The sequence below is a fragment of the Stenotrophomonas sp. 220_Sma genome (assembly GCF_056487375.1).
In genome coordinates this window covers 220,976-243,714 of sequence record NZ_CM151348.1, presented here as the reverse complement: position 1 = coordinate 243,714, position 22,739 = coordinate 220,976, and the positions used below count along the sequence as shown (strand labels likewise).

Below are 22,739 nucleotides of genomic sequence, written 5' to 3'. Positions count from 1 at the left end.
ATGGCCCTCAGCGCCAGCTTGATCGAGCAGGCCGCTGCTGACCTGCTCTGCGCCGGGCACGGCCAGAAGCGCGCCATTGCCGAGCGATACGCCGCCGAATGGGGCTGCAGCGTACAGACGTTGTATCGGCAGGTCTCGAAGCTGACCTGTTCGCTGAAGCCTCGCAAGCGCCGCAGCGATCGGGGCAACTCCGACTGGACCCAGCAGGAACTGGAAATGATTTCCGCTGTATTGCTGGAGTCGCGTCGCGGCACTGGCAAGCGCCTGGCCAGCATCGGCGAGGCCATCGACATGCTACGCGCCAATGGCATGGTGCGCGGCGAGACTGTGGATGCCGGTACCGGCGAGATCCGACTGCTGAGCGAGAGCTCCGCAGCCAAAGCCTTGCGCACCAACCGCTTGCACCCTGATCAGCTGTCGGCACCTGCACCGAAGGTTCAGCTGGCCAGCGAACATCCCAACCAGGTGTGGCAGGCCGATCCCAGCCTGTGCGTGCTGTATTACCTCAAGCGCCAGGACGGCCTGCATGCGATGCCGGCAAGCGAGTTCTACAAGAACAAGCCCAAGAACCTGGCGCGCGTCGAGAACGAGCGCGTCTGGCGCTACGTGTTCACCGACCACACCAGCGGCGCCTTCTACGTGGAATACGTGCTGGGCGCCGAGAGCGGCGAGAACCTGTGCCGCACCTTCATCAACGCCATGCAGTACCGCGGTGCGGCTGATCCGTTCTGTGGCGCACCGACGATGGTGATGGTGGACCCGGGCAGCGCCAATACGGGTGCGATGTTCAAGAACCTGTGCGCGGCCCTGGGTATTCGCATCTGGATCAATCAGCCGGGCCAGCCGTGGGCAAAGGGCCAAGTCGAAAAGACCAACGACCTGATCGAACGCAAGTTCGAGCACCGCCTTCGCTTCGACAACGTGCAGAGCTTGGAGCAGCTCAACGCATCGGCGTGGCGTTGGATGCGCAACTTCAATGCCACCGCTCAACACACCCGGCACAAGTCCTCGCGCTACCAGGCGTGGATGACGATCAAGCCCGATCAGCTGCGCCTGGTACCGGCGACCGAGGACTGCATGAAGCTGGCCACCCGCGCTCCGGAACTGCGCAAGGTCAACCCGCTGCTGCGGATCAGCTTCCTGGGCAAGACCTACGACGTGTCGGGCGTGCCGGGCGTGATCGTGGGCCAGAAGCTCACGGTCGCCCGTAATGCCTTCGGTAGCGAGTTCGGTGCGCAGGCGCTGTTCACAGACGATGCTGGCCGCGACACCTGGTACACGATGGAGCCGCTGGAAGCAGACGCATACGGGTTCACCGGTGCGGTGGCGGTCGGCACATACCACGCGCACGCCGACACCCCGGCGGACACAAACCGCAAGCGGGTCGAGCGCCTGGCGATGGATGCCGAGACCGACGAGCAAGCCAAGGCGCAGCGCAAGGCCAAGGCAATGCCGTTCGGTGGCCGTATCGACCCCTACAAGTCGGTGCAGCAGGCGCCGGAGATCCAGCACCTGCCGCGCCGGGGTCATCGCGTCGACGTCGCGGTCCCCGATGTGGTCGAGGCCCCTCGCTTCACGGTCGATTCGGTCACGCCCATCCGCGCGGAATTGCCGCCACTGAACCATGTGGAAGCGGCCATGCGCTTGAAGCCGCTACTGGAGGCCGCCGGTTCGGCTTGGTCGCCGGACCACTACGCACGCACCGCCCAGCGCTGGCCGGAAGGCCTGCCGGTGGATCAGGTCGAGTCCTGGGCGCACGCCCTGGCAACGCCTGAGCGCGGTGGTCTCCGGCTGGTGGAAGGAGGTGCCGCGTGATGGCTTCGCTCGACAGCATCAAGAAAGACGCACGCCTCATCCAGGAACGCGACGGATTCGGCTACTGCCAGGCGCTGGAGATCGCTGCGCGAAAGGCTGGCTTCAACACCTATGCAGCTGCGAAGGCTGCCTTGCAGGGGCGGAGGGCTCGCCCATGACGTTGCGTCTGAAGCGCCTGCTCACCGAGGCCGGCATCAAGCAGGGAGACCTGGCCAGTGCTGCAGGTCTGAGCCGTCCGGCCCTCAATGCCTTGATCAACCACGGCCAGTTGCCCACCAGCTGCGATCCGGCAGTGGTGCGCGCTGCCATCAGTTCCTGCCTGACCCAGCACGGCGTAACCGACGCCCACTGGCATGAAAAGGAGGGGCCGACGTGCGGGGTCACGCCAGCCCCGGTTTCCCCACCGCAAGACACCGATAACGACAACGACATTCACGACGAGGAAGATCCCATGCTACTGCGTTTTCAGGCTTTGACTCCACAGGCCAAGCGTCACTTCGGCCTCACCAGCAATCCCTTCGCCGATCCGGCTAGTGCCGAAGAGGTGTTCCTGTCGCCGGATATCCGCTATGTCCGCGAGAGCATGTACCAGGTGGCCCGCCACGGCGGCTTTGCTGCGGTGATCGGCGAAAGTGGTGCTGGCAAGAGCACGCTGCGCGAAGACCTGGTTGATCGCATCCAGCGTGAAGAGCAGGCCGTCATTGTTATCCAGCCCTACGTGCTGGCCAGCGAAGGCAGTGATGCCGTGGGCAAGACCCTGCGCAGCCACCATATCGCCGAGGCGATCATGGCCGCTGTCGCCCCGCTGGCCAAGCCGAAGAGCAGCCCCGAGGCCCGCTTCCGCCAGCTGCACGAATCGCTGCGTGACAGCGCCCGCGCCGGTCACAGCCACGTCCTGGTGATTGAAGAGGCCCACAGCCTGCCGCTGCCGACCCTGAAGCACCTCAAGCGCTTCCGCGAGCTGAAGGACGGCCTGCGCCCGCTGCTGTCGGTGATCCTCATCGGGCAACCCGAGCTGGGCGTGAAGCTCTCTGAGCACAACCCGGAGGTACGCGAAGTAGTACAGCGCATCGAGATCATCACGCTGCCGCCGCTGGACAACGAGCTGGGTGCCTACCTGGCGCACCGCTTCAAGCGCGCCCAGGTGCCGCTGGACAAGGTGGTGGAACAGAGTGCCATCGACGCGCTGCGCGCCAAGCTGGTTCCTTCGCGCGGCGCTGGCTCGTTGCTGTACCCGCTGGCGGTTCAGAACGCCCTGACCGCTGCGATGAACCGCGCCGCTGACCTGGGCGTGCCAACCGTCACCGCTGACGTCGTGCGGGGGGTGTGAGATGGCGATCCGAACCGAAGGCTGGCCGGCGGTAGAAGGCATGGTGGTTGAGCCAATGACGGCGCAGTGGCCGCTTGCAACGCGTGTTGTGGCGGTTCCCTTTGAAATGCAGGACCGTCCGGCGCCGGTGAATGTGGACATCCTGCAGGTGGTGATCGTGCCGCGCGCCAACTGGGAGCGCATCACCGCGCATGTTCCGGCCGATGTGCTGCAGCGTGAGGGGGTGGCTCATGGCTGATACGCCCCACAGCAATAACGGACTACAGCATCTGCGCTGGTTCGCCGAAAGCCTGATGCGCGATGCCGAGCTTCCGGATCGTCAGGTGACGGTGATGCACCGAGACCTCTTCCGCCGTGCCGGAATCCAATGGCGCGACGGACAGGATCTGGTGGAACTCTTGGCATCACTGGACCTGCAGCAGCTGAGCGGCCTGATCAGCCAGCTGCGCGACGGCGATGACGACGAGGAGGAATGATGGCCGTTCCGACCCTCCAGCGCTGCCTCGGCCAGGTGCGTAACCGCCAGCGCCACAGTGCCCAGCACCCCCAGCGGAAGAAGTCCATCGGGACGCTGGTGCAGGACTGCCACACGTTCCCGACAGCGTCGCGTGTGGGAGAAGTCCAGGTGCACGACCCTGAAACCAGGCGCGAGTACTCGGTCGAGGTCTGGATCCACAGCGGCGTGGTGGTGATCGCGCACAGCACCAGCAAGCGCTGGCTGCTGGAACTGGACGAGATTCTCGACCTGGCCATCGCCGCCGGCATTGATCGGGGGGCCATCTGACATGCAGCTGGCCCTGCTACCGCAAGAGCTGTCCCCACAGACGGTGCTTTTGCAGCTGCAGGGCCGTCGCGGCGCCGTCAACGGCATCACTGCCCGCGACCTGGTGCAGCAGATCACTTCACGTACCAGCACCGCCGACGAGCGCCGCCTGCGCCAGATCATCGAGCAGCTGCGGCGCGAGGGGCACCCGATCTGCGCCCACCCGGCTCACGGCTACCACCTGGCCGCCAGTGCGGCCGAACTGGACCGCGCCTGCACCTTCCTGGTCGGGCGCGCCATGACCTCCCTGGAGCAGGTCAGCGCGATGAAGCGCGTTGCGCTCCCGGATCTGTACGGACAACTCGGGCTGGACAAGCCCGCTACCGACGAGGAATCCAACCATGAACCATGAACGCAATTCCGACGTGCTGTATGCCGCCGCCAACACGGCACGCGAGCTGGAGAACAGCGGCATCGAGATCCTGGGCCTGCACAGCAATGGCCGTCGCGCGGTGCTGATTCTGGACCGCCCTCCCACGATGGTGGGTGGCCACCTCAAGCGCCGCCAGCCCAACGGCAGCGGCGGGCAGGACCGCGTGATGGCCGCTGAGTACCAGGGCGTGCAGCTGGAGTGGACCCAGCGTCCTCCGATGCTGCGGGAGGTGGCTCATGGCTGAGCGCGGCCAGTTCCTGGTGGTCCCTGCTGAGTGGGTGGGTGGCGACACCTTCACCGACTCGGACAAGGCGATCGAAGACGCCCAGGCCCGCAGCAAGGTCGACGGCAAGCACCGCGCGGTGGTTTGCGTGGTCGCTCGCACTACGCCCAGCCCTGCACCGGTCATCGTGCTGACGCGTACGGAAGCCGGCATCACGCAGCCGCAGGTTGTTCAGCCATGAGCGCCGTCCCCAGCGTCGCAATGCAGCACGCTATCGCCCTGTCACTGGGCGCCAGCGTGGTCCGTTCTGCGGATCTGATCGATCGGGTGATGGAGCACGGCTTCCATTACCGCGGCTATGTGTCCAACGCGGTCGCCAAGGCGGTGCGGTGCGGAATGATCCTGCGCGTCGGCGAAGGGCTGGCCCGCAACTACCGCCTCAACCCCGACTGGAAGATCGACCAAGCGGCGTTGGCTGCCGCGCAGGCGCAGCGTGTGCGTGGTACCCGGCCGGGTATGACAGGGGCGCAGAAGGCTCGATCTGCTGCTGGGGGCTACGAAGGTCCCGCCTTCGACAAAGGCCCGCTGACGCCCTCCATCGGCACCGTGTGCCAGTCCCAGGAGGATCTGGAAGGTGAGTTACCGCCTTACCTCGGTGGTCGCCTGGTCGATTCGTTGCACAACCACTTCGATCGCATCTTCGGCGGGGTGGAGTGATGGCTCGCACCGGCCGCCGGCGCTACGACCACCTGTGCGCGATGCGCTTTGCGCTGTGGGCTCGTATGCAGAACCCGCGCCAGCTCACCCCGCAGCGCATTTCCGGCCTGCTCGGGATCTCGCTGGATGCCGCCCGCCGCTGGCGAGCCGACTGGTTCACCGCCAACAGCCCTATCCATGTCGAAGGCGTCCCCGACGTCCTTCGGCCCACTCAACCGTTTGTCCCCCCCGCCGCCCAAGGAGGCGCCCAATGACCCCATCCATTCCCGAAGGCTACCGCGAGGACCGCAATGGTCGGCTGGTGCCAGAGGCACAGATCAAGCCGATCGATCTGGCCCGCGACCAGCTGGTTCAGGAGAAGATCCAGCGCGCCCTGCAGCTGCGCGAAGAACTGCGCACCTTCAAGGCGGACACGTTCGCTGACATTGCGGCCTTCGTGCAGCTCAGTGGCGAGCAGTACGGCGCCAAGATCGGCGGCGACAAGGGCAACGTGAGCCTGTACACCTACGACGGCCGCTACAAGATCCTGCGCGCCTGCCAGGACAGCATCCAGTTCGATGAGCGGCTGCAGGCGGCCAAGGCCCTCATCGATGAGTGCCTGAACGACTGGACCGAAGGCTCCCGTGCCGAGCTGCGTACCCTGGTCAACAGCGCCTTCAAGGTGGGGCAGGACGGCAGCATCAAGACAGGCGAGGTGCTCTCGCTGCATCGCCTCAAGTTCGATGACCCCCGCTGGCAGCAGGCGATGAAGGCCATCAGCGATGCGGTGACGGTGGTGGGCAGCAAGACCTATGTGCGGTTCTACGAGCGCGACGCACGTGGCCAGTATCAGCCCATTTCTCTCGACGTGGCGGGGGTCTGACATGCCGAAGATCCGAGACACCTGCACCTTCCGCTTCGACGGTGTTCGCGGTGCCCTGAATGCCAACACCCTGGCGCTGGCGGTGGAGATCGCCGACCAGGCTGCACGGGCCGACGTGGAGATCCACGCGCCGGCCGTGGAGCTGGATGGGCTGCGCTTCTTCGACGCCACTTGCGGCAACATCCAGGGCGAAGACGCGACCGCTGCTCGCTATGCCATTCGCCAGGCGGTGCGGTACATCGAAGCGCGCGGGGACGCACTCCCTTGGCGCCTGAAGCGTCATATCTCCCAGCCGGGCCTGCTGCACTTCGAAGAGCGTACGGACGTTGAGGTGGCCACCTCCGGGCCGCGCCACGCGTGCGTCAACTGCGACATGCCCACCGGCTTGGCGGAATCGCCGATGTGCGGTCCGTGCGCCCAGCAGGCGGTAGGTGCGATGGCGTCTACCACGGCTGACGCGATCCGGCGCATGGACGGGCTCGACTTCGTGTGTGGCCTGCGCGACCCGCAGACGAAGCGGAACGTGGCCACGGCCATTGCTCGCCAGGTTGGGCATGGCATGGCCGAGAAGTGCGAAGCCCAAGCCGAAGCGGCCCTCAACGCCATTCTCGAGCTGCTGCTCCACCCGCCGGTGCTGGTCTTGCAGCGCAGTGGCCCAATCAACCTCCTGGGGGTGCACTCGTGATCGCGTACTGCTGGGCCAATGGCCAGATTGGGTTCGGCAACAACGTGCCGGAAGGTGCGATCTTCATCGCCGAAGGGAGCAACGGGCAGCTGCGCAAGGTGATCAGCGTCGTAGCCAGGCACGGAAAGGGACTGATGCAGGGGATGCTGGTTGTCCCGGGTGTGCCAGAGGCGCAGACGCAGCGGGCAAAGGGTGACGCGCTTGGGGATTGGCTTGCGTGGTGTTCCCAGCATCCGCGTCGGCTGCGCTGGGGCGCACTGCGTGCCAGCAACCGCAACACCGACTCAAAGGAGAACCGCCATGTTCATGCGTAACCTGGTGCTGTTCCGCTTTCCAACCAGCACCGACTTCTCCGAAGTCGAATCCGTGCTGCCGTATGGCGTTCTGAAGCCGGTTGGACCGCTCGAAATGAACTCGCGCGGCTTCATTTCCCCCTTCGGCCGCGAGGAGCAGGAGCGCCTGTCGTGCCGACAGGGCGACTTCCTCTGGCTGACGGTGGGTGGCGAGGACAAGATTCTGCCCAGCGCGGTGGTCAACCGTGCGCTGGAGAGTCGTCTTCAGGTCATGGAACAGGAACAGGGGCGTCGACCGGGTGGCCGTGAGCGCAAGCGCATGAAGGACGACATCTTGCACGAGCTGCTGCCCAAGGCCTTCGTCAAGAACACTCGCCACGACGCGATCCTGGACCTGACCCACGGCTATGTGGCCGTGGATACCTCCAGCCGCAAGGTGGGCGAGGCCTTCGTGTCCGATATCCGTGGCCTGTTGGGCGGCTTCCCGGCGGTTCCGCTGAATGCCCAGGTTGCACCGCGCTCGATCCTGACTGGCTGGATCGCAGGTGAGTCCCTGCCGGATGGCTTGTCCCTTGGAGAGTCCGCCGAGCTGCGTGATCCGGTCGAGGGTGGCGCCAAGGTGCGCTGCAGCGACCAGGAACTTCGCAGTGACGAGATCGACAAGCACCTGGATGCCGGCAAGCAGGTCACCAAGCTGGCCCTGGTGCTGGAGGACGCGCTGTCCTTCGAGCTGGGCGATGACCTGGTGTTGCGCAAGCTGAAGTTCCTGGACGGCGCGCTCTCCCAGCTGGAGCAGGCCGACGATGACGGCCGCCGCGCCGAGTTCGATGCCCGCTTTGCCCTGCAGAGCGGCGAGATCCGCCGCCTGTTCCTGGTGCTGGAACAGGCCTTCCACCTTTCAACGAACCCGTGAGGCCCGGCATGACCATCAAGCGCTACAACATCGAACGTAATTGGGGCGAAGGCCAGGTACAGCTTGAGATCGACCACAACATCCTGACGCCGGAGCTGGCGGCGGAAATCAACGAGTTCTGGACAGGGGCCGATGAGCGGCTTGACGCCGCCGACGACAACCCCGTGCTGGCCGTCATCAAGATCGCCGGTGCCGAGTTCATGGGTTGGGTGCTCGATGCGAACTCAAGCTACTCGACCGAAAGCATGCAGCGTGAGTTTGACCAGCTGGAAGGGTGGCCATCGCCACACGGTATCCGCCTGGTTGGCTGGGATGACCGTCCTGACCTCGATTCCTCCCTGATGCAGGTCGAGGAAATTGAGGTGCCACATGGATGAGACCGTGTACGACGCCGCATGGCGGGCCTACAAAGCCGCGCCTCGCGCCGTGGCCAACGGCCCGTCACGCTCAGCCGTTCGAGCGGCGGTGGATGCGGTGCTTGGCTACCTGATGCCGCCTGGTTCGACGCCAGCGTTCTTCGCCGACCGCGAACTGCGGCGGGCAGTGGCGGCGGACCTCATGGAGATGGGCAGTGAGAGCCAGCGCGGCGGCTGGCCGGCCATGCGGGCAACCTACACCGTCCCGCTTTTCCAGGTCCCGCCAGGCCCTTTGCAGACCGACGTCCTGAAGCGGCTTCACTGTGTGCCGCCGATGTGGTTGAGCGAACAGGTTGGAGGTCCGTTTGATGACCTGACTCCCGGTCAGGCATGGCGCGACGGGTTCAACGAATGCCGTAGGCGTTCGCTACTGCTGATCGAGCAGGAACTGACCGAAGCTGGCCGCGAGGAAGGGGCTGTTGATGCGCCGTGATCCGCTGACAAAGAAGTCCCAGGTGGCCACCGTCCTGAAGGACGGTGGCCGTATCGTGCCTGGCGTGCGCGAAGGGCTGCTGCAGTTGCTGGACCATGCGGGCCAGGAAGTGCCGGCATGGCAGACCGCCCTCCGGGCCGCTCAGGGCGCAAGGAGCAAGGCATGACGCGCGTTCGCAAGGCCGGCGACGGCCGTAACCGGGTGCTGGCCGCGATCCACGCCGGCGCCAAGAAGCTCAGCCTCTCCGACGACGTCTACCGTGACCTGGTCGAGCGTGTATCCAGAGAGCACGGCGTTGCCCAGCGCAGCGCCGGCAAGTGCGATCGCCGGCAGCTCGATGCGATCGCCAACGAGCTGCGTCGCCTGGGTGGAATTCCCGCCAAGGCGGCGTACGCAGCCAAACGTTGGGCAGGCCGCCCCAAGGGCGACCTATCCCCCCAGCTGTCCAAGATCGAAGCCCTGCTGGCTGATTCGGGGCGTGAGTGGGAATATGCCCATTCGGTGGCCCGCCACATGTTCAAGGTAGGACGCCTGGAATGGTGCAACCCGGATCAGTTGTTCAAAGTGATTGCCGCTCTTCAGATCGATGCCAATCGCCGCGCCCGGCGGGAGGCCCCTTCGGCATGAAGTCGATGGAGGCCCGCCGCAACGAGCTCTTGGCCAATGCCGCTTCGGCGGCGGCTACGGCTGCGCGTGCGCTCGGCCTCGGCGACGACTTCGCAGAGCAGATCGGCGCGGCGGTGGCGGACACCTTGGCCGAAGACTGGGGCGGCCAGACCATCTACTTTCCCCAGGACGCCTCATTCAAGCTCAGCCCACGCGAGCGTGAGATACTGAACGCCCACCGCAATGGGGCTACAGTTCCGGGCTTGGCGAAGCGATACAGAATGTCTGAGCAAGGGATCCGCAAGCTGCTCGCCAGGGCGAACTTCCGGGATCGTAACCTCAATCAGATGAGTCTGTTCCGTACAGCACCCTGATTGCACCAGGCGCAATGGCTTTCCATCTTGATCCGCCATTGCCAGCTTTCTTCCGGGGTCTTCCGGCTAGATATCTCGCAGCCCCCCCTGATATATCTCACCCCTGAACACGTTCGGGCGCTTGCGAAGCAATGCTTCGCAAGCAAAGCGCCCTCACCCATGTAAGCTCGGTCGCCGCTTGCTCGTGTGCGCAGTCCTGCGCACACGGCAAGACCGGGGTTGGGCGTCCTGCCCAACCCGCCCGAGGCATGCCTCGGGCCCATGCGGCTCACGCCCCCGCAACCGGACCCACCCCGCCTTCGACAGGTCTCCGCGAGCTGTCGAAACGGCATCCTTTGCTGCTGTGGGTAGGTGTCGACCTTGGTCGACACGGTGGATCCACGTCGTGCGTGGATGCTCTTCGATGAATGTTCGAAATATTCGATTTCGATGGGGTTCCATCCACGCATGGCGTGGATCTACTACCGGGTCAGTAGATCGGCGTGACCTTCATCTGCGGCAGCGGACGCGGTGCGCCGTCAGTAAGGTCCGGGCCGAGGTCTTCCCAGGTACGTCCCTGCTCGACCATCAAGCCCCACAGCTGCTGCGAGGCCAGCCGCTTGTCTTCCGAGCCCAGCTTGTACGACGGTGGCGTCGGCTGGCCACCGGCAACCATCGCGTACGCCGCACGGTAGGCCAGTACCTGCTGTGCCGGGTCATCGGTACGCGCCACTTCCAGCGTGTAGCGCTGGTAGGCCGAGGCCAGGTTGCGCCAGCGGATCCAATAGTGGTTCTCGAACGAAAACGAACAGAAGCGCGCACCGGCCAGGCTGCCCTTGTCGGCGATGCGGGTCAGCACGTCCTGCGGCATGTCCAGGTTCATGCCGCCCTCGTCGCCCTGCAGGCTGACGTGCACGATGCGGTCGCGGTAGCCCGGTGCACGCGCCTGCAGCAGGTCGCGCCAGTTCTGCATGGTCGCCACCACCGCGAACAGGAAACGGCCCAGCTCCGCAGCGGCCAGCGGAGTGGCGATCGACTGATAGGTACGCTGCCAGCCATGACGGTTTTCGGTGGGCAGGAACACGGCGTGTTCCAGCGCCTGACGGCCACTGCTGCCGTGGCTCACGTCTTCGGCGTGCTGCGGGTAGACCAGATTGATGGCGAAGGTTGGCCAGCGCGGCAACGCGGCATCGAACAGGTGGATCGGGAAGTTGCTGCTGATGCCACCATCGGAGAACCAGCAGATGCGGAACGCGGTGATCACCGGTCCGCAGGTCTGCCCGGCACTGGTCAGCCCTTCCATGCTGTCGGCCACGTTGTGCTCCTGGTCGGCCGCAGGTGCGGTCGGTTCGCAGCGACGCTCGCGGCGCGAGGGCTCATGCAACGGCACCGCGCTGATCAGCAGCGGGAAGCTCAGGCTCATGCGCGTGGCCACCAGCACCGGCAGCTTCGGGCCCTGCGGCAGGTGGTAGTACCGGCGCCCTTCCACCTCCAGTGGCGGGCCGGCCTGCGTCACCAGCCACTGCACCACGCTGACCGGGAACAGCTGCTCGAACTCATCGCGCAGGAACCAGAACTGCGCACCGCCCAGCGGCAGTGTGCGTGGCTCATTGTGCGACACGCAGGTGGTGATCATCTGCAGGCTGATCGCATGCGGGCTGTCCGGCTCGCCGGCATAGCGCGGCGCATCGTGCAGATCGGCGAACGTGAGCGGTGCATCCAGCGGCTTGCCGGACAGCTGCTGCAGGCACTCGTGCAACCATTCGGTCAATGCCGGCGTGCGTGCGTCGCGGCCGAGGCCGCTGCACAGGCCCAGCAGGTTACGGCGCGCCACCCGCGCTACCCGCAGCGCGGCACCGGCCACGCCGGCACCGTACGCGCACAGCAGTGATGGCAGCAGCGTGGCGGCCACGCCGCTCCAACCGCCGCCCCACCAGCCCAGGCCGAGCAGCAGCGCCAGCGACACCAGCACCTCCAGTGGCGCAATCTCGAACACCGCGATGGCCAGGCACAGCAGCTTGTGCGGCAGGCGGGCATTGCCGGTCAGCACCACCAGCAGGCGATACGCCGCGCGCGCGCCACGCGCCGGCTGGAACAGGCTGTAGATGAAGCCGCGCCGCGACAGCTGCGCCGACACCGCCGACAGCCCGCCATAGCCTGCATCGCCGGGCAGGTGTTCACCCGCCTGCTGGCGGCGATCACCGCACGCCGCCGCGGCCGCCACCGCCGCGGCGATGGCGCCGGCCGAGGTGCCGCCGATGCTCTTGAAGCGATATTCGCGGGCCAGCGCCAGTACCGCATTGGGGTACACGATGCCGCTGGTGATGCCGCCTTTCATGACCAGATCGCAGTACTTCGCCGCCACGAGCCACCTCCCGTCTGTCGGTGCCCAGTATGGCAAGAGGCGCTCTCACAGCCTGAGAAGCGAGCCACAGCCCTGCGCTTTCATTGGCCCTTGACCATTGCCCTCGACGCGTCCACCGTGGGCACGCCGTAGGTATCCCTGCCGTAGTTGTCATCGCGGCAGGGATTTAAACGGGAATCCGGTGAAGGCGCCTCGCGCGCCCATTCCGGAGCTGCCCCGCAGCGGTGAATGGAAACGAATCCTGCCAACAGCACTGGGCTCACGCCTGGGAAGCGGCAGGTAGTAGGTGGGCTGCGGCCCGTGTCCATCAGCCCGAATACCGGCCCCGGCCGGGGGACACGACCGTCCCCTGACTCGACCTGGAATCTCCGCGGGGAGGTTGCCGGGGCCGTCGTTGTCCTGCGCCTGCAGGCGGTGCGGCCGCGTGCGTCCTGTTCACGGTTTCCGGCCAGACTGTTCACCCACGCGCTGATGCATGGGCCACCGCCGTTGCCGGCGGTCCATGCGGTACCTGACGATGACCGAGCTCCAACGCCCCACCCTGTCCCTGCCCGAAAACGGCCAGCGCCTGCTGCTGCACTCGTGCTGCGCCCCCTGCTCCGGCGAAGTGATGGAGGCGATCACCGCCTCCGGGATCGACTACGCGATCTTCTTCTACAACCCCAACATCCACCCGGTGAAGGAATACGAGCTGCGCAAGCAGGAGAACATCCGCTTCGCCGAACAGCACGACATCCCGTTCATCGACTGCGACTACGACACCGACAACTGGTTCAGCCGTGCACGCGGCATGGAAAACGAGCCCGAGCGCGGCATCCGCTGCACGATGTGCTTCGACATGCGCTTCGAGCGCACTGCGCTGTACGCGCACGAGCACGGCTACGACACCATCAGTTCGTCGCTGGGCATCTCGCGCTGGAAGAACATGGCGCAGATCAACGACTGCGGCATCCGTGCCGCGTCGCGCTATGAAGGCCTGCAGTACTGGGACTACAACTGGCGCAAGGGCGGCGGTGCCAGCCGCATGATCGAGATCAGCAAGCGCGAGCAGTTCTACCAGCAGGAATACTGCGGCTGCGTGTACTCGCTGCGCGATGCCAACCGTCACCGCCGCGAGAATGGCCGCGAACGGATCAAGATCGGCCTGCTGTACTACGGGCAGGACGCTGAGACGCCGCAGGGCGATTGACGTGTGGGCATGGGGCGACCACGCTGGTCGCCCCTTCTGCTGTACCGGAACTGCCATGACCGCCCTGCCCGCCGATGTCGCCCTGCTGGTGATCGACCTGCAGCCGGACTTCATGCCCGGTGGCGCGCTGGCCTGCGACCAGGGCGATGCGCTGGTGGCACCGATCGCCGATCTGCTGGCACAGCGCCGCTACCGCACCGTGGTGGCAACACAGGACTGGCACCCGGCCGACCATGCCTCGTTCGCCAGCCAGCACCCCGGCCAACGCCCCTTCGAGACCATCCTGCTGCACGCGCAGCCGCAGACCCTGTGGCCGGACCACTGCGTGCAGGGCAGCGCCGGTGCCGCGCTGCATCCGGGCGTGGACTGGACCGTGGCCGACCTGATTCTGCGCAAGGGCACGCGCCAACAGGTGGATTCATACAGCGCCTTCCGCGAGAACCACGGCCCCGAGGGCGAGCGCCCGGCCACCGGCCTGGCCGGCTGGCTGCACGAACGCCGCATCCGCGAAGTGCACGTATGCGGCCTGGCCCGTGACTACTGCGTGCTGTGGAGCGCGCAGGACGCGGTGAAGTCCGGCTTCCGGGTGAAATTCCTGTGGGAGCTGACCAAGCCGGTGACCGACGCCAACGACGCGATGGTGCGTGAAGCGCTGGGCAAGGCGGGGATTTCGATCGCCTGAGGCGTGACCGCCGGGCATGGCCCGGCGCTACCGCGCACGTCGCTTATGCCGCTTGCGCGCTCCTGCCCACGACAACACAATCGATTCATCCAGCCCCCTAACTACGCCCCCCTACAGATCGCGGGACGGCCGAACCGGGGGCTTTTCATTGGATGAAATCAGGATTCGGTAGTGCCGGCCGCTGGCCGGCAACCTCGGGATCTCTGCAGTTGCCGGCCAGCGGCCGGCACTACCGGATAGCACCCGTGGTAGCGCCGGGCCATGCCCGGCGGACGCGGGATGGGCGATTACCGGAACACCACCGTTCGGTGCCCGTTGAGCAGGATGCGGTGCTCCACATGGCGGCGCACGGCGCGCGCCAGCACCAGCGATTCGGTATCGCTGCCCAGCCGCACCAGCTCGCGCGGCGCCATGGCGTGGTCCACGCGGGCCACGTCCTGTTCGATGATCGGGCCTTCGTCCAGATCCTCGGTGACGTAGTGCGCGGTGGCGCCGATGATCTTGACCCCGCGCGCGTGTGCCTGGTGGTACGGCTGCGCGCCCTTGAAGCTGGGCAGGAAGCTGTGGTGGATGTTGATCGCACGGCCGGCCAGCGCGCGGCACAGCGTGGGTGACAGGATCTGCATGTAGCGCGCCAGCACCACCAGATCGATGCGTTCGCGCTCGACCAGGTCGATGATCTGCTGTTCCTGCACCGCGCGCGTATCAGCGGTCACCGGCAGGTGGTGGAACGGCACCTGGTAGGACGCCGCCAGCGGCGCGAAGTCGGCGTGGTTGGACGCTACTGCGGCAATGTCCACCTTCAGCTGGCCGCTGTGGGCACGGAACAGCAGGTCGTTGAGGCAGTGCCCCTGCTTGCTGACCAGCACCAGCAGGCGTGCGCGGCGGCGGCCATCATGCAGCTGCCAGTCCATGCCGAAGCCGGCGGCGAGCGTGGCCATGGCGGCGTGCACGGTCTCCAGCGGCAGGCCAGCATCGCGATCGAAATGCACGCGCAGGAAGAAGCGGCCGCTCTCCTCGTCGCCGAACTGCTGGGCGTCGAGAATGTTGCAGCCGTGGTCGAACAGCAGGCCGGAAACGCGGTAGACGATGCCGGTACGGTCGGGACAGGACAGGGTGAGGATGGAATCGGGGCGCATCGCCCGAGTGTAGGGCAGCAGCCTGTCCTCGGGATCGATGGTCACCGATGCAACCGACCTGCTTGGTTCAGTCCCAAGCGATACTTGGGTTTCTCCATGGCAAGCTGGTCGGTCATGAACCTGTTGCAACTGATCCGCAGCTTCACCCGCACCGCAGAGACCGGCAGCATTGCCGCCGCGGCCCGCATCCTTGGCATCAGCGCCACCGCAGTCGGCCAGAACATCAACCGGCTGGAGGCGCATCTGGGCGTACGGTTGCTGAACCGAAGTACGCGGCAGCTGGCGCTCAGCGAGGCCGGCGCGCTGTACCTGGCGCAGGTGCGCCACATCGAAGCCGACCTGGCGCGTGCACAGGCGATGGTCACCTCTGGTGACATCGAACCGGCCGGGCCACTGCGCATCGCCAGCAGCAGCGCCTTTGGTCGCCATGTGCTTGCCCCCTTGCTGCCGTCGCTGCAGCAGCGCTACCCGCAACTGCAGCTGGAGCTGCGCCTGACCGATCGCGCCGTGCAACACGGCCCGGAAGCGGTGGATGCCAGCATCCGCATCGGTGCACAGCTGGAGGACGGTGTCGTCGCACGGCAGCTGGCGCGCGTGCCGTTCGTGTTCTGCGCCTCGCCGGCCTACCTGAAGGCACACGGCACCCCGCAGCAACCCTCCGAGCTGAGCGGCCATCGCGGGCTGCTGCACCGCTTCCCCACCGATGGCCGGCCGCTGCGATGGGGCCTGTTGAAGGATGGCCAGCGCGTGGACGCCGCACTGCCGCCGAGCATGGTCTGCGATGACATCGATGCGCTGGCGACGCTGGCCGCAGCCGGTGCCGGCATCACCCGGCTGGCCGCATTCGTGGCCGAGCCGTACCTGCGCGATGGCCGCCTGCAGGCGGTGTTCGGCGCCGACACTGCATGGCGCCCCGAACCGATGGAAGTCTATTTCTGCGTCAGCGACCGCCGCGATTTCACTGCCAAGATCCGCGCACTGTTCGAGCACCTGCAGGCCGGCATGGCGCCGGCCTGGCGGGTGTAAAAGATGAGTTCCAGTCACTTCTCGGGCGCGCTCTGAAAAGAGCGGAGCATCTTCTCGCTCAGAAGCTCTCTTTCAGGCTCATCAGGTGATCACTGGCGTCTGCCCATCCTGTCAGGGTGCGCAGGCGTAGCCCATTCCTGAAAACATGAAACACTGGAGTTTCATACACATCCAGCTCTTTCCAGCCTTCTGGCCCCGCTTGAAGCAACATGGGATGAGATGGGTTGCGTTTGTTCCACTCGCTGACACCAAACTGGGGCCACGCAGGGGACCGGCGAACAACAAATCTTATATGGGACCGGATCCATTCCCATTCGGGCTCGCTCAAGATGACGTGCATGGCCCGACGGGAAGGAGCGCAAGCCGGACTGACGTAGGCGATCACTTCCAGTCCATCCTTGTACGCCCAACGTCGCCACTCGAGCTGTCCACTCGCCAGATGGTGGAGTGTTCCCTGCTTGTCAGGTGCATTCCGCTCTATCTCGGGAAGCTCATCTACGCGTAGCGCCTCCATTTCACGCAGCTCATTGGCCTCGGCAAACCGTCGAACCTGAACAAGAAGCGAGTGCATGTTCCTATGTATTGTCTCTGTAGCAGCACCTCTCCGCCTCAACTCCTCATGAATACATCGGACCTTGCCAAGCCATTCCTCATCTCCAACGTACCTTGAGATGTAGAAGCTGGCGCGGAACGCGGCCTCAAGATCCAGATCGCTCAGACTGCCGCAACTGTTCCCAGATGGTCTGGAAGACTCCCATGACGAGTAGGCATCCGCCAACGTCTCGATGCGGCCTGATGCGCCAGCGACCAACATCTCCCGATCCATCTCTCGCAGTTGGGCATCTATTAAAGTTGCTGCCCAGGTACTTGTGGGCAGCAACAAAAGCCAAAGCAACATGCGACCAATCATGCGGTCAGCAACTCGACATACAGATACTGCTCATGGAGCTCGAACAGGTCGCGCGATCTGAACAGGCATAGCCCGGATAGTCTTCAAAAACTGGGTTCGGATTGACAGATTGCACGACCACGTCATCCGCTTTCGAAGCGCGCTGCAACCCCGGAATGTACGTGATTGCGCGCTGCGCGCCGAACAGAGCCAGCAGCCGGTAAGCTTCACTCGCGCTCAATTCAGCGACAATGGGATCGTAGTTGAAGCTGGCCAGTCCCCGATCTCCAAACACGAGCGAATCAACGAACTGCTTGCGCGCAAGCGGCGAAAGCAGCATCAGTGGGGATTCGGGAGAGAGCTCGATCAGGTGAAGATCAAGCCGCCCCAGCGAATTCACAGGGGCATGCATGAGCGAGACATTCTCTGCAGAGAAGGCATCGGTCCCTCTACCGCCTGCGGCGGCAGGCATGGATGTGGACAGACAAATCGCCGAGATCAGAACGACGAGCATCGTGGAATTCATCGCGTTTCTCCATTGGCTGCACACTCATGTGTGCAGCTCAACGATGCGACGCCGACACACATCGCAATGAGAGATCATTCACATAAGCGGATATCCATGGCCATTTCTGGTTCGTCGTGACATTTCATGCCGCAACCTGCAATCGCACAGGTCACCGGCCATCGAGAACGACGCCGTGCACTCGCAGATTACGTCAGCGCGTCTTGAACACGCCGCGCGCATCGCGCGGCTCGCAGCGCAGGTACTGCGGCGCCGGTTCCACGCTGTCGCGCAATGCGGCGGCAGCATGCCACGGCCAGCGCGGGTCGTAGAGGATGCCGCGCGCCAGGGCTACCGCATCGGCGTGGCGATGGCGCAGGATCGATTCGGCCTGCTCCGGTTCGGTGATCATGCCCACGGCGATGACCGGCATGCGCACCTTGGCCTTGATCGCCGCCGCGAACGGCACCTGATAGCCCGGGCCGACGGTGATCTTCTGGCGCTCGTCCAGGCCACCGCTGGAGACATGCAGGAAGTTGCAGCCGCGCGCGTCCATCACCTGCGCCAGCGCTTCGCTCTGCACCAGATCCCAGCCGCCATCGACCCAGTCGCTGGCGGAGATGCGCACGCCCACCGCGACCTTGTCGGACACTGCCGCACGCACCGCATCGAACACCTCCACCAGCAGGCGCAGGCGGTTCGGCAGCGAGCCGCCGTAGCCATCGGTGCGGCGGTTGCTCAGCGGCGACAGGAACTGGTGCAGCAGGTAACCGTGCGCGGCATGCAATTCGATCAGCTCGAAGCCCAGGCGCTCGGCGCGCACCGCACTGGCGGCGAAGGCGGCGATGACCTCGGCGATGCCGGCCTCGTCCAGTTCCTGCGGTGCCGGATCGGCGGCATGGAACGGCAGCGGCGACGGCGCCACGGTGGCCCAGCCACGCGCATCGTCGGCCGGCAACTGGCCACCACCGTCCCACGGACGCCTCACCGAGGCCTTGCGGCCGGCATGGCCCAGCTGGACGCCCAGCGGCATCGGCGACCAGCGGCGGACGCTGGCCAGCACCTGCGCCAGTGCGGCCTCGGTGCCGTCATCCCACAGGCCCAGGTCGGCCCAGCTGATGCGGCCGCGCGGTTCGACCGCGGTGGCTTCCAGGATCAGCAGGCCGGCACCGGACTGCGCCAGGTTGCCCAGGTGCATGGCATGCCAGTCGCTGGCGCGGCCGTCTTCGGCGGAGTACTGGCACATCGGCGCGATGACGATGCGGTTGGACAGGGTCAGGGGGCCGAACGAGATCGGCGAAAACAGCTGGCTCAAGACGGTGATGAACGACGTAGGGGGTGCGTATTGCACCGCCGCACGGCCTGCGAATCAACCGTCTGGATGGATCGCTGTTTCGCGGTGGGCGTGCAGCCGAGCGTGTGCTCGGCTCAGGACGAAGCCCACGCGGCCAGCGCCTCGGCGCAGTCCCGTTCATCCTTGAACTGCAGCAGGTCGTCGGCGCGGGTGCGGCCACGGTTCAACGCCGCCACCGGCAGCCCTGCCCTGGCCGCCGCCTGCACGAAGCGGAAGCCGGAATAGACCATCAGCGATGAACCCACCACCAGCACGGCGTCGGCCTGCTGCAGGTGCTCCTGCACCGCCTGCACGCGCTCCCGCGGCACGTTTTCGCCGAAGAACACCACATCCGGCTTCAACAGGCCGCCGCAATACGGGCACTCGGGCACCACGAACGCGGAGAAATCGGTCTCCAGATCGGCATCACCATCGGGCGCGATGCCTGCCTCCAGCCCGTCCCAGCCGGGATTGGCGTCCAGCAGGCGCTGCTGGAAATCCTCGCGGCCGCTGCGACGCTCGCAACCCATGCAGCGCACCAGATCCAAGCGGCCATGCAGGTCGATCACGTTGTGGCTGCCGGCGCGCTGGTGCAGGCCGTCCACGTTCTGGGTCAGCAGCACCTGCAGCGTGCCGCGGCGTTCCAGCGCGGCCAAGGCCTGGTGGGTGCCGTTGGGCCGAGCCAGGCCGAAGCGCGGCCAGCCGAGCAGGCTGCGCGCCCAGTAGCGCTGGCGGGTGGCCGCCTCGCCCATGAAGGCCTGGTAGGTCACCGGCGGCGTGCGTTTCCACTGGCCGTCGGCATCCCGGTAATCGGGAATGCCCGAGGCGGTGCTGCAGCCGGCGCCGGTCAGCACGAACAGGCGCTGGGCACGGTCGATGAAGTCGGTCAGTGGCAGGGTCATGGCTGCCAGATGGGGGCGCGGTGGCGCCCCCGCAAGCGCCGGTCCGTTGGCCGGGTCAGGCCGCCGGCAGCGGCGGTACCGCGATCGGGTGGCCTTCCTCGTCCAGCGCGATCATCACGAAGTGGCCGCGGGTGCACAGCTTGCGCTCGCCGCTGTGCAGGTCTTCGGCGACCAGTTCCACCTCCACCTTCATCGAGCTGCGGCCGACTTCGACGATGCGGCCGATGGTTTCCACCATCTGGCCGATGCGGATCGGCAGCTTGAAGTCGACCTGGTCGCTGCGCGCGGTCACCACGGTGCGGCGCGAGTAACGGGCGGCGGCCAGGAAGGCAGCCTTGTCCATCCACGCCAGCGCCTGGCCACCGAACAGGGTGCCAAGGTGGTTGGTGTGGTTGGGAAAGACGATTTCGGCCATGCGCACTTCGGTGGGCGGCACGGTCTCGGGGATGGGGGTCATGGGGGGGCTTCGGTGTGGGGTGCTGCGGATTCTAAGCGACCGGCGTGATGGCCATCGGAATGCACGTGCAACGGTCACCCGGCAGCGGTGCCTGCGCAGGCCGCGCCTGCGGCAGGCGTTACACTGCGCCACGCCCACTGCCAGGACCGCCCATGCCCGCCACTTCCGACCTGCTGGCCTTCGCGCTGGTTTCACTGGCCATGGTGCTCACGCCCGGGCCGAACATGATCTACCTGATCTCACGCTCGATCTGCCAGGGGCCGATGGCAGGCCTGATCTCGCTGGGCGGGGTGGCGCTGGGCTTCGTGTTCTACATGCTGTGTGCGGCACTGGGCATCACCGCCCTGCTGATGACCGTGCCGTTCGCCTACGACGCGCTGCGCATCGGCGGCGCGCTGTACCTGCTGTACCTGGCCTGGCAGGCGCTCAAGCCCGGTGGCCGCTCGCCGTTCGCGGTGCGCGAACTGCCGCAGGACAGCCCGCGCAAGCTGTTCACGATGGGCTTCCTGACCAACCTGCTGAACCCGAAAGTGGCGGTGATGTACCTGTCGCTGCTGCCGCAGTTCCTGCATCCGGACGGCGAGGGCAGTGTGCTGATGCAGTCGATCGTGCTGGGCTCCACCCAGATCGCGGTGAGTGTGACCGTGAACGGCATGATTGCGCTGACCGCTGGCAGCATCGCCGGTTTCCTGGCCGCGCGCCCGACCTGGCAGGTGGTGCAGCGCTGGCTGATGGGCACGGTGCTGGCCGGGCTGGCGGTACGCATGGCGGTGGAAGGGCGACGCTGATTGTAGAGTCGAGCTTGCTCGACCGCTTTGCGCGAACGGCAGTCGAGCAAGCTCGACTCTACAAAGGCCCGCGTGCAGCATGACGGCCCGGTAGCACCAGGCAGGCTCCGCCGGGCATGGCCCGGCGCTACCAACAAAAAACCCCGGCGTTGGCCGGGGTTTTTCGTTGCGACAGATCTGACCGGTTCGATCAGAAGTTCATGTCGAAGGCGACTTCGCCCTGCACGCCGACCTGGTAGGCCGAGACGCGGCGTTCGAAGAAGTTGGTCAGCTCCTGCACGTCCTGCAGTTCCATGAACGGCAGCGGGTTGCGCACGTTGTACTTCTTTTCCATGCCCAGCTTGGCGAAGTGCTGGTCGGCGCAGTGCTGCAGGTACTGGCGCATGTCACGGGTCGAGATGCCGGCCACGCCACCGGACAGCACGTCCTCGGCGAACTGCACTTCGCATTCGATGGCTTCGGCCAGCATGTCGTAGACCTGCTGCTTCATCTCTTCGTCAAACAGGTCCGGTTCTTCCTCACGCACCACGCGCACCGACTCGAACGCGAACTCCATGTGCGCGCTCTCGTCGCGGAACACCCAGTTGGTGCCCGAGGCCAGGCCCGGCAGCAGGCCGCGCGAACGGAAGTAGTACACGTAGGCGAAGGCGGCGAAGAAGAACAGGCCTTCGATGCAGGCGGCGAAGCAGATCTGGTTGAGCAGGAACTGGCGGCGCTCGGCACGGGTCTCGATGCGCTTCAGGTCCTGGATCGAGTCGATCCACTTGAAGCAGAAATCGGCCTTCTTCTTGATCGAGTCGATGTTCTCCACCGCGGCGAAGGCTTTGACGCGCTCTTCCGGATCCGGCAGGTAGTTGTCGAGCAGGGTCAGGTAGAACTGCACGTGCAGCGCTTCTTCATACAGCTGGCGCGACAGGTACATGCGCGCTTCCGGCGCGTTCAAGTGCTGGTACAGGTTCAGCACCAGGTTGTTGGACACGATCGAGTCGCCGGTGGCGAAGAACGCGACCAGGCGGTGGATCAGATGGCGCTCACCCGGCGACATCTTGCTGTGCAGGTCGGTGATGTCGATCTGGAAGTTGATCTCTTCCACCGTCCAGGTGTTCTTGATCGCATTCCGGTACATGTCATAGAACTGCGGGTAGCGCATCGGGCGCAGGGTCAGTTCAAAACCGGGATCGAGCAGCATCTGCTTGGGCTTGTCGGCCATGGGTGTCTCGCATGTTCGGCAGTGCGATTTCTCAACACTGCAAGTTGAATCAAATGATTGTGAATCGGGCACTTCCTTGTGCCCATCATACTTCTACTGAAAGTAATACCTTCAGGTTCAGCTTAGTGTTCAGTATCTCGAGGCGGGAACGGATCACGTCCGGGCGCGATGGTGTCCTTGCTACGGATCAACCCATCACGGCCTTTAGTGGTCAGCTCGCCGCCGCCCTGGTTGAACAGCATTCTACGAGCGCTCTCTTCAGCCTGAGCCTGCGTCCCGTGCAAACTGGACGCACGGTCAGAATCATTGCGCTTGTTCGCCCACTGACCGTCTTCACGACGATAAACCATTCGGTCTTGCTTCTTGCTCATAACGATTACTCCTGTACACGAAGTACCTGAGCTTCGAACTT

The 22,739-nt window shown here is 65.4% G+C and carries 33 protein-coding genes and 1 riboswitch; of the genes, 24 read left to right on the top strand and 9 right to left on the bottom strand.

The features are described from left to right. Genes ACZLIB_RS01130 through ACZLIB_RS01035 form a run of 20 tightly spaced genes read left to right on the top strand, consistent with a single transcriptional unit; the run spans position 1 to position 9,863 of the window. Positions 1–1,815 carry a DDE-type integrase/transposase/recombinase gene (locus ACZLIB_RS01130; protein WP_008266617.1) on the top strand — a complete coding sequence of 605 codons (1,815 nt, stop codon included), beginning with the start codon at positions 1–3 and terminating at the stop codon, positions 1,813–1,815. Continuing rightward, positions 1,815–1,973 carry a hypothetical protein gene (locus tag ACZLIB_RS01125; protein WP_008268046.1) on the top strand — a complete coding sequence of 53 codons (159 nt, stop codon included), beginning with the start codon at positions 1,815–1,817 and terminating at the stop codon, positions 1,971–1,973. The genes ACZLIB_RS01130 and ACZLIB_RS01125 overlap by 1 nt, the downstream gene beginning before the upstream one ends. Next, positions 1,970–3,145 (top strand): AAA family ATPase, encoded by a 1,176-nt coding sequence (locus ACZLIB_RS01120; RefSeq protein ID WP_008268737.1) that lies wholly within the window; start codon positions 1,970–1,972, stop codon positions 3,143–3,145. The genes ACZLIB_RS01125 and ACZLIB_RS01120 overlap by 4 nt, the downstream gene beginning before the upstream one ends. Before the next feature lies 1 nt (position 3,146). After that, positions 3,147–3,383 carry a hypothetical protein gene (locus tag ACZLIB_RS01115; protein ID WP_008265702.1) on the top strand — a complete coding sequence of 79 codons (237 nt, stop codon included), beginning with the start codon at positions 3,147–3,149 and terminating at the stop codon, positions 3,381–3,383. Then, positions 3,376–3,621, top strand: a complete 246-nt coding sequence (locus tag ACZLIB_RS01110; RefSeq protein ID WP_040006680.1) for a hypothetical protein — start codon at positions 3,376–3,378, stop codon at positions 3,619–3,621. The genes ACZLIB_RS01115 and ACZLIB_RS01110 overlap by 8 nt, the downstream gene beginning before the upstream one ends. Continuing rightward, positions 3,621–3,929: a hypothetical protein gene (locus tag ACZLIB_RS01105; RefSeq protein ID WP_040006678.1), complete on the top strand. Its 309-nt coding sequence runs from the start codon at positions 3,621–3,623 to the stop codon at positions 3,927–3,929. Before ACZLIB_RS01110 ends, ACZLIB_RS01105 begins: the two co-directional genes overlap by 1 nt. A gap of 1 nt (position 3,930) precedes the next feature. Next, positions 3,931–4,320 carry a hypothetical protein gene (locus tag ACZLIB_RS01100; RefSeq protein ID WP_024957596.1) on the top strand — a complete coding sequence of 130 codons (390 nt, stop codon included), beginning with the start codon at positions 3,931–3,933 and terminating at the stop codon, positions 4,318–4,320. Next, complete coding sequence (locus ACZLIB_RS01095) at positions 4,310–4,585, top strand: hypothetical protein (protein WP_040006676.1); 276 nt, start codon at positions 4,310–4,312, stop codon at positions 4,583–4,585. The genes ACZLIB_RS01100 and ACZLIB_RS01095 overlap by 11 nt, the downstream gene beginning before the upstream one ends. Beyond that, positions 4,578–4,805: a hypothetical protein gene (locus ACZLIB_RS01090; RefSeq protein ID WP_008265784.1), complete on the top strand. Its 228-nt coding sequence runs from the start codon at positions 4,578–4,580 to the stop codon at positions 4,803–4,805. The genes ACZLIB_RS01095 and ACZLIB_RS01090 overlap by 8 nt, the downstream gene beginning before the upstream one ends. Continuing rightward, on the top strand, positions 4,802–5,281 hold the full coding sequence (locus ACZLIB_RS01085) for a hypothetical protein (RefSeq protein ID WP_141097897.1): 480 nt from the start codon (positions 4,802–4,804) through the stop codon (positions 5,279–5,281). Before ACZLIB_RS01090 ends, ACZLIB_RS01085 begins: the two co-directional genes overlap by 4 nt. Then, complete coding sequence (locus ACZLIB_RS01080; RefSeq protein ID WP_040006673.1) at positions 5,281–5,535, top strand: hypothetical protein; 255 nt, start codon at positions 5,281–5,283, stop codon at positions 5,533–5,535. Before ACZLIB_RS01085 ends, ACZLIB_RS01080 begins: the two co-directional genes overlap by 1 nt. Beyond that, complete coding sequence (locus tag ACZLIB_RS01075) at positions 5,532–6,143, top strand: DUF3164 family protein (protein ID WP_008267057.1); 612 nt, start codon at positions 5,532–5,534, stop codon at positions 6,141–6,143. Before ACZLIB_RS01080 ends, ACZLIB_RS01075 begins: the two co-directional genes overlap by 4 nt. A 1-nt stretch (position 6,144) precedes the next feature. Continuing rightward, complete coding sequence (locus tag ACZLIB_RS01070) at positions 6,145–6,828, top strand: hypothetical protein (RefSeq protein ID WP_040006671.1); 684 nt, start codon at positions 6,145–6,147, stop codon at positions 6,826–6,828. Beyond that, positions 6,825–7,142, top strand: coding sequence for a hypothetical protein (locus ACZLIB_RS01065; protein ID WP_065427827.1), 318 nt, complete (start codon positions 6,825–6,827; stop codon positions 7,140–7,142). Before ACZLIB_RS01070 ends, ACZLIB_RS01065 begins: the two co-directional genes overlap by 4 nt. After that, complete coding sequence (locus ACZLIB_RS01060) at positions 7,129–8,034, top strand: recombination-associated protein RdgC (protein ID WP_049399129.1); 906 nt, start codon at positions 7,129–7,131, stop codon at positions 8,032–8,034. The genes ACZLIB_RS01065 and ACZLIB_RS01060 overlap by 14 nt, the downstream gene beginning before the upstream one ends. Positions 8,035–8,042: 8 nt before the next feature. Beyond that, the gene (locus ACZLIB_RS01055; RefSeq protein WP_049399130.1) at positions 8,043–8,411 is read left to right on the top strand and encodes a DUF2528 family protein; all 369 of its coding nucleotides are present in this window, start codon (positions 8,043–8,045) and stop codon (positions 8,409–8,411) included. Continuing rightward, positions 8,404–8,883, top strand: coding sequence for a hypothetical protein (locus ACZLIB_RS01050; protein ID WP_040006669.1), 480 nt, complete (start codon positions 8,404–8,406; stop codon positions 8,881–8,883). Before ACZLIB_RS01055 ends, ACZLIB_RS01050 begins: the two co-directional genes overlap by 8 nt. Then, positions 8,873–9,049 carry a hypothetical protein gene (locus tag ACZLIB_RS01045; protein WP_157635897.1) on the top strand — a complete coding sequence of 59 codons (177 nt, stop codon included), beginning with the start codon at positions 8,873–8,875 and terminating at the stop codon, positions 9,047–9,049. Before ACZLIB_RS01050 ends, ACZLIB_RS01045 begins: the two co-directional genes overlap by 11 nt. Then, positions 9,046–9,510, top strand: coding sequence for a regulatory protein GemA (locus tag ACZLIB_RS01040; RefSeq protein WP_040006666.1), 465 nt, complete (start codon positions 9,046–9,048; stop codon positions 9,508–9,510). Before ACZLIB_RS01045 ends, ACZLIB_RS01040 begins: the two co-directional genes overlap by 4 nt. After that, complete coding sequence (locus tag ACZLIB_RS01035; protein WP_008266767.1) at positions 9,507–9,863, top strand: Mor transcription activator family protein; 357 nt, start codon at positions 9,507–9,509, stop codon at positions 9,861–9,863. The genes ACZLIB_RS01040 and ACZLIB_RS01035 overlap by 4 nt, the downstream gene beginning before the upstream one ends. 469 nt (positions 9,864–10,332) lie before the next feature. Here ACZLIB_RS01035 and ACZLIB_RS01030 read toward each other — a convergent pair whose 3' ends face one another. Continuing rightward, positions 10,333–12,180 (bottom strand): RpoH suppressor, encoded by a 1,848-nt coding sequence (locus ACZLIB_RS01030; protein ID WP_478468950.1) that lies wholly within the window; start codon positions 12,178–12,180, stop codon positions 10,333–10,335. 154 nt (positions 12,181–12,334) lie between these two features. Continuing rightward, positions 12,335–12,549, top strand: a riboswitch (cobalamin riboswitch). Positions 12,550–12,709: 160 nt separating this feature from the next. Here ACZLIB_RS01030 and ACZLIB_RS01025 point away from each other — a divergent pair. Together ACZLIB_RS01025 and pncA are read left to right on the top strand one after the other, a co-directional pair. Continuing rightward, positions 12,710–13,396, top strand: a complete 687-nt coding sequence (locus ACZLIB_RS01025) for an epoxyqueuosine reductase QueH (RefSeq protein WP_080291760.1) — start codon at positions 12,710–12,712, stop codon at positions 13,394–13,396. Positions 13,397–13,451: 55 nt separating this feature from the next. Then, positions 13,452–14,078 carry a bifunctional nicotinamidase/pyrazinamidase gene (pncA, locus tag ACZLIB_RS01020; RefSeq protein ID WP_478468949.1) on the top strand — a complete coding sequence of 209 codons (627 nt, stop codon included), beginning with the start codon at positions 13,452–13,454 and terminating at the stop codon, positions 14,076–14,078. A 287-nt stretch (positions 14,079–14,365) separates the two neighbouring features. Here the strand turns inward: pncA and purU are convergent, their stop codons facing one another. Next, the gene (gene purU, locus ACZLIB_RS01015; RefSeq protein WP_032128205.1) at positions 14,366–15,217 is read right to left on the bottom strand and encodes a formyltetrahydrofolate deformylase; all 852 of its coding nucleotides are present in this window, start codon (positions 15,215–15,217) and stop codon (positions 14,366–14,368) included. A gap of 114 nt (positions 15,218–15,331) precedes the next feature. Here purU and ACZLIB_RS01010 point away from each other — a divergent pair, with 114 nt between their 5' ends. Next, on the top strand, positions 15,332–16,243 hold the full coding sequence (locus tag ACZLIB_RS01010; RefSeq protein ID WP_049399772.1) for a LysR family transcriptional regulator: 912 nt from the start codon (positions 15,332–15,334) through the stop codon (positions 16,241–16,243). Positions 16,244–16,301: 58 nt separating this feature from the next. Here the strand turns inward: ACZLIB_RS01010 and ACZLIB_RS01005 are convergent, their stop codons facing one another. The 5 genes from ACZLIB_RS01005 to ACZLIB_RS00985 all read right to left on the bottom strand — a co-directional run bounded on the left by ACZLIB_RS01005 (position 16,302) and on the right by ACZLIB_RS00985 (position 20,329). Next, positions 16,302–17,057: a hypothetical protein gene (locus tag ACZLIB_RS01005; protein ID WP_478468947.1), complete on the bottom strand. Its 756-nt coding sequence runs from the start codon at positions 17,055–17,057 to the stop codon at positions 16,302–16,304. A 100-nt stretch (positions 17,058–17,157) separates the two neighbouring features. Continuing rightward, on the bottom strand, positions 17,158–17,658 hold the full coding sequence (locus tag ACZLIB_RS01000) for a hypothetical protein (RefSeq protein WP_049399770.1): 501 nt from the start codon (positions 17,656–17,658) through the stop codon (positions 17,158–17,160). A 193-nt stretch (positions 17,659–17,851) separates the two neighbouring features. Continuing rightward, positions 17,852–18,952 carry an NADH:flavin oxidoreductase/NADH oxidase gene (locus tag ACZLIB_RS00995; protein WP_032128207.1) on the bottom strand — a complete coding sequence of 367 codons (1,101 nt, stop codon included), beginning with the start codon at positions 18,950–18,952 and terminating at the stop codon, positions 17,852–17,854. A gap of 113 nt (positions 18,953–19,065) precedes the next feature. After that, positions 19,066–19,872, bottom strand: a complete 807-nt coding sequence (locus ACZLIB_RS00990; protein ID WP_478468945.1) for an NAD-dependent protein deacetylase — start codon at positions 19,870–19,872, stop codon at positions 19,066–19,068. Between the two features lie 55 nt (positions 19,873–19,927). Then, positions 19,928–20,329 (bottom strand): acyl-CoA thioesterase, encoded by a 402-nt coding sequence (locus tag ACZLIB_RS00985; protein ID WP_004153688.1) that lies wholly within the window; start codon positions 20,327–20,329, stop codon positions 19,928–19,930. Between the two features lie 152 nt (positions 20,330–20,481). Here ACZLIB_RS00985 and ACZLIB_RS00980 point away from each other — a divergent pair, with 152 nt between their 5' ends. Continuing rightward, on the top strand, positions 20,482–21,117 hold the full coding sequence (locus tag ACZLIB_RS00980) for a LysE family translocator (protein WP_032128209.1): 636 nt from the start codon (positions 20,482–20,484) through the stop codon (positions 21,115–21,117). A gap of 190 nt (positions 21,118–21,307) precedes the next feature. On the opposite strand, the gene ACZLIB_RS00975 is transcribed toward ACZLIB_RS00980, so the two are convergent. Beyond that, on the bottom strand, positions 21,308–22,327 hold the full coding sequence (locus ACZLIB_RS00975) for a ribonucleotide-diphosphate reductase subunit beta (RefSeq protein ID WP_004153683.1): 1,020 nt from the start codon (positions 22,325–22,327) through the stop codon (positions 21,308–21,310). Between the two features lie 122 nt (positions 22,328–22,449). Beyond that, a complete protein-coding gene (locus ACZLIB_RS00970; protein ID WP_108751840.1) occupies positions 22,450–22,698 on the bottom strand; it encodes a DUF2188 domain-containing protein in 249 nt (82 codons plus the stop codon). Positions 22,699–22,739: the final 41 nt, after the last annotated feature.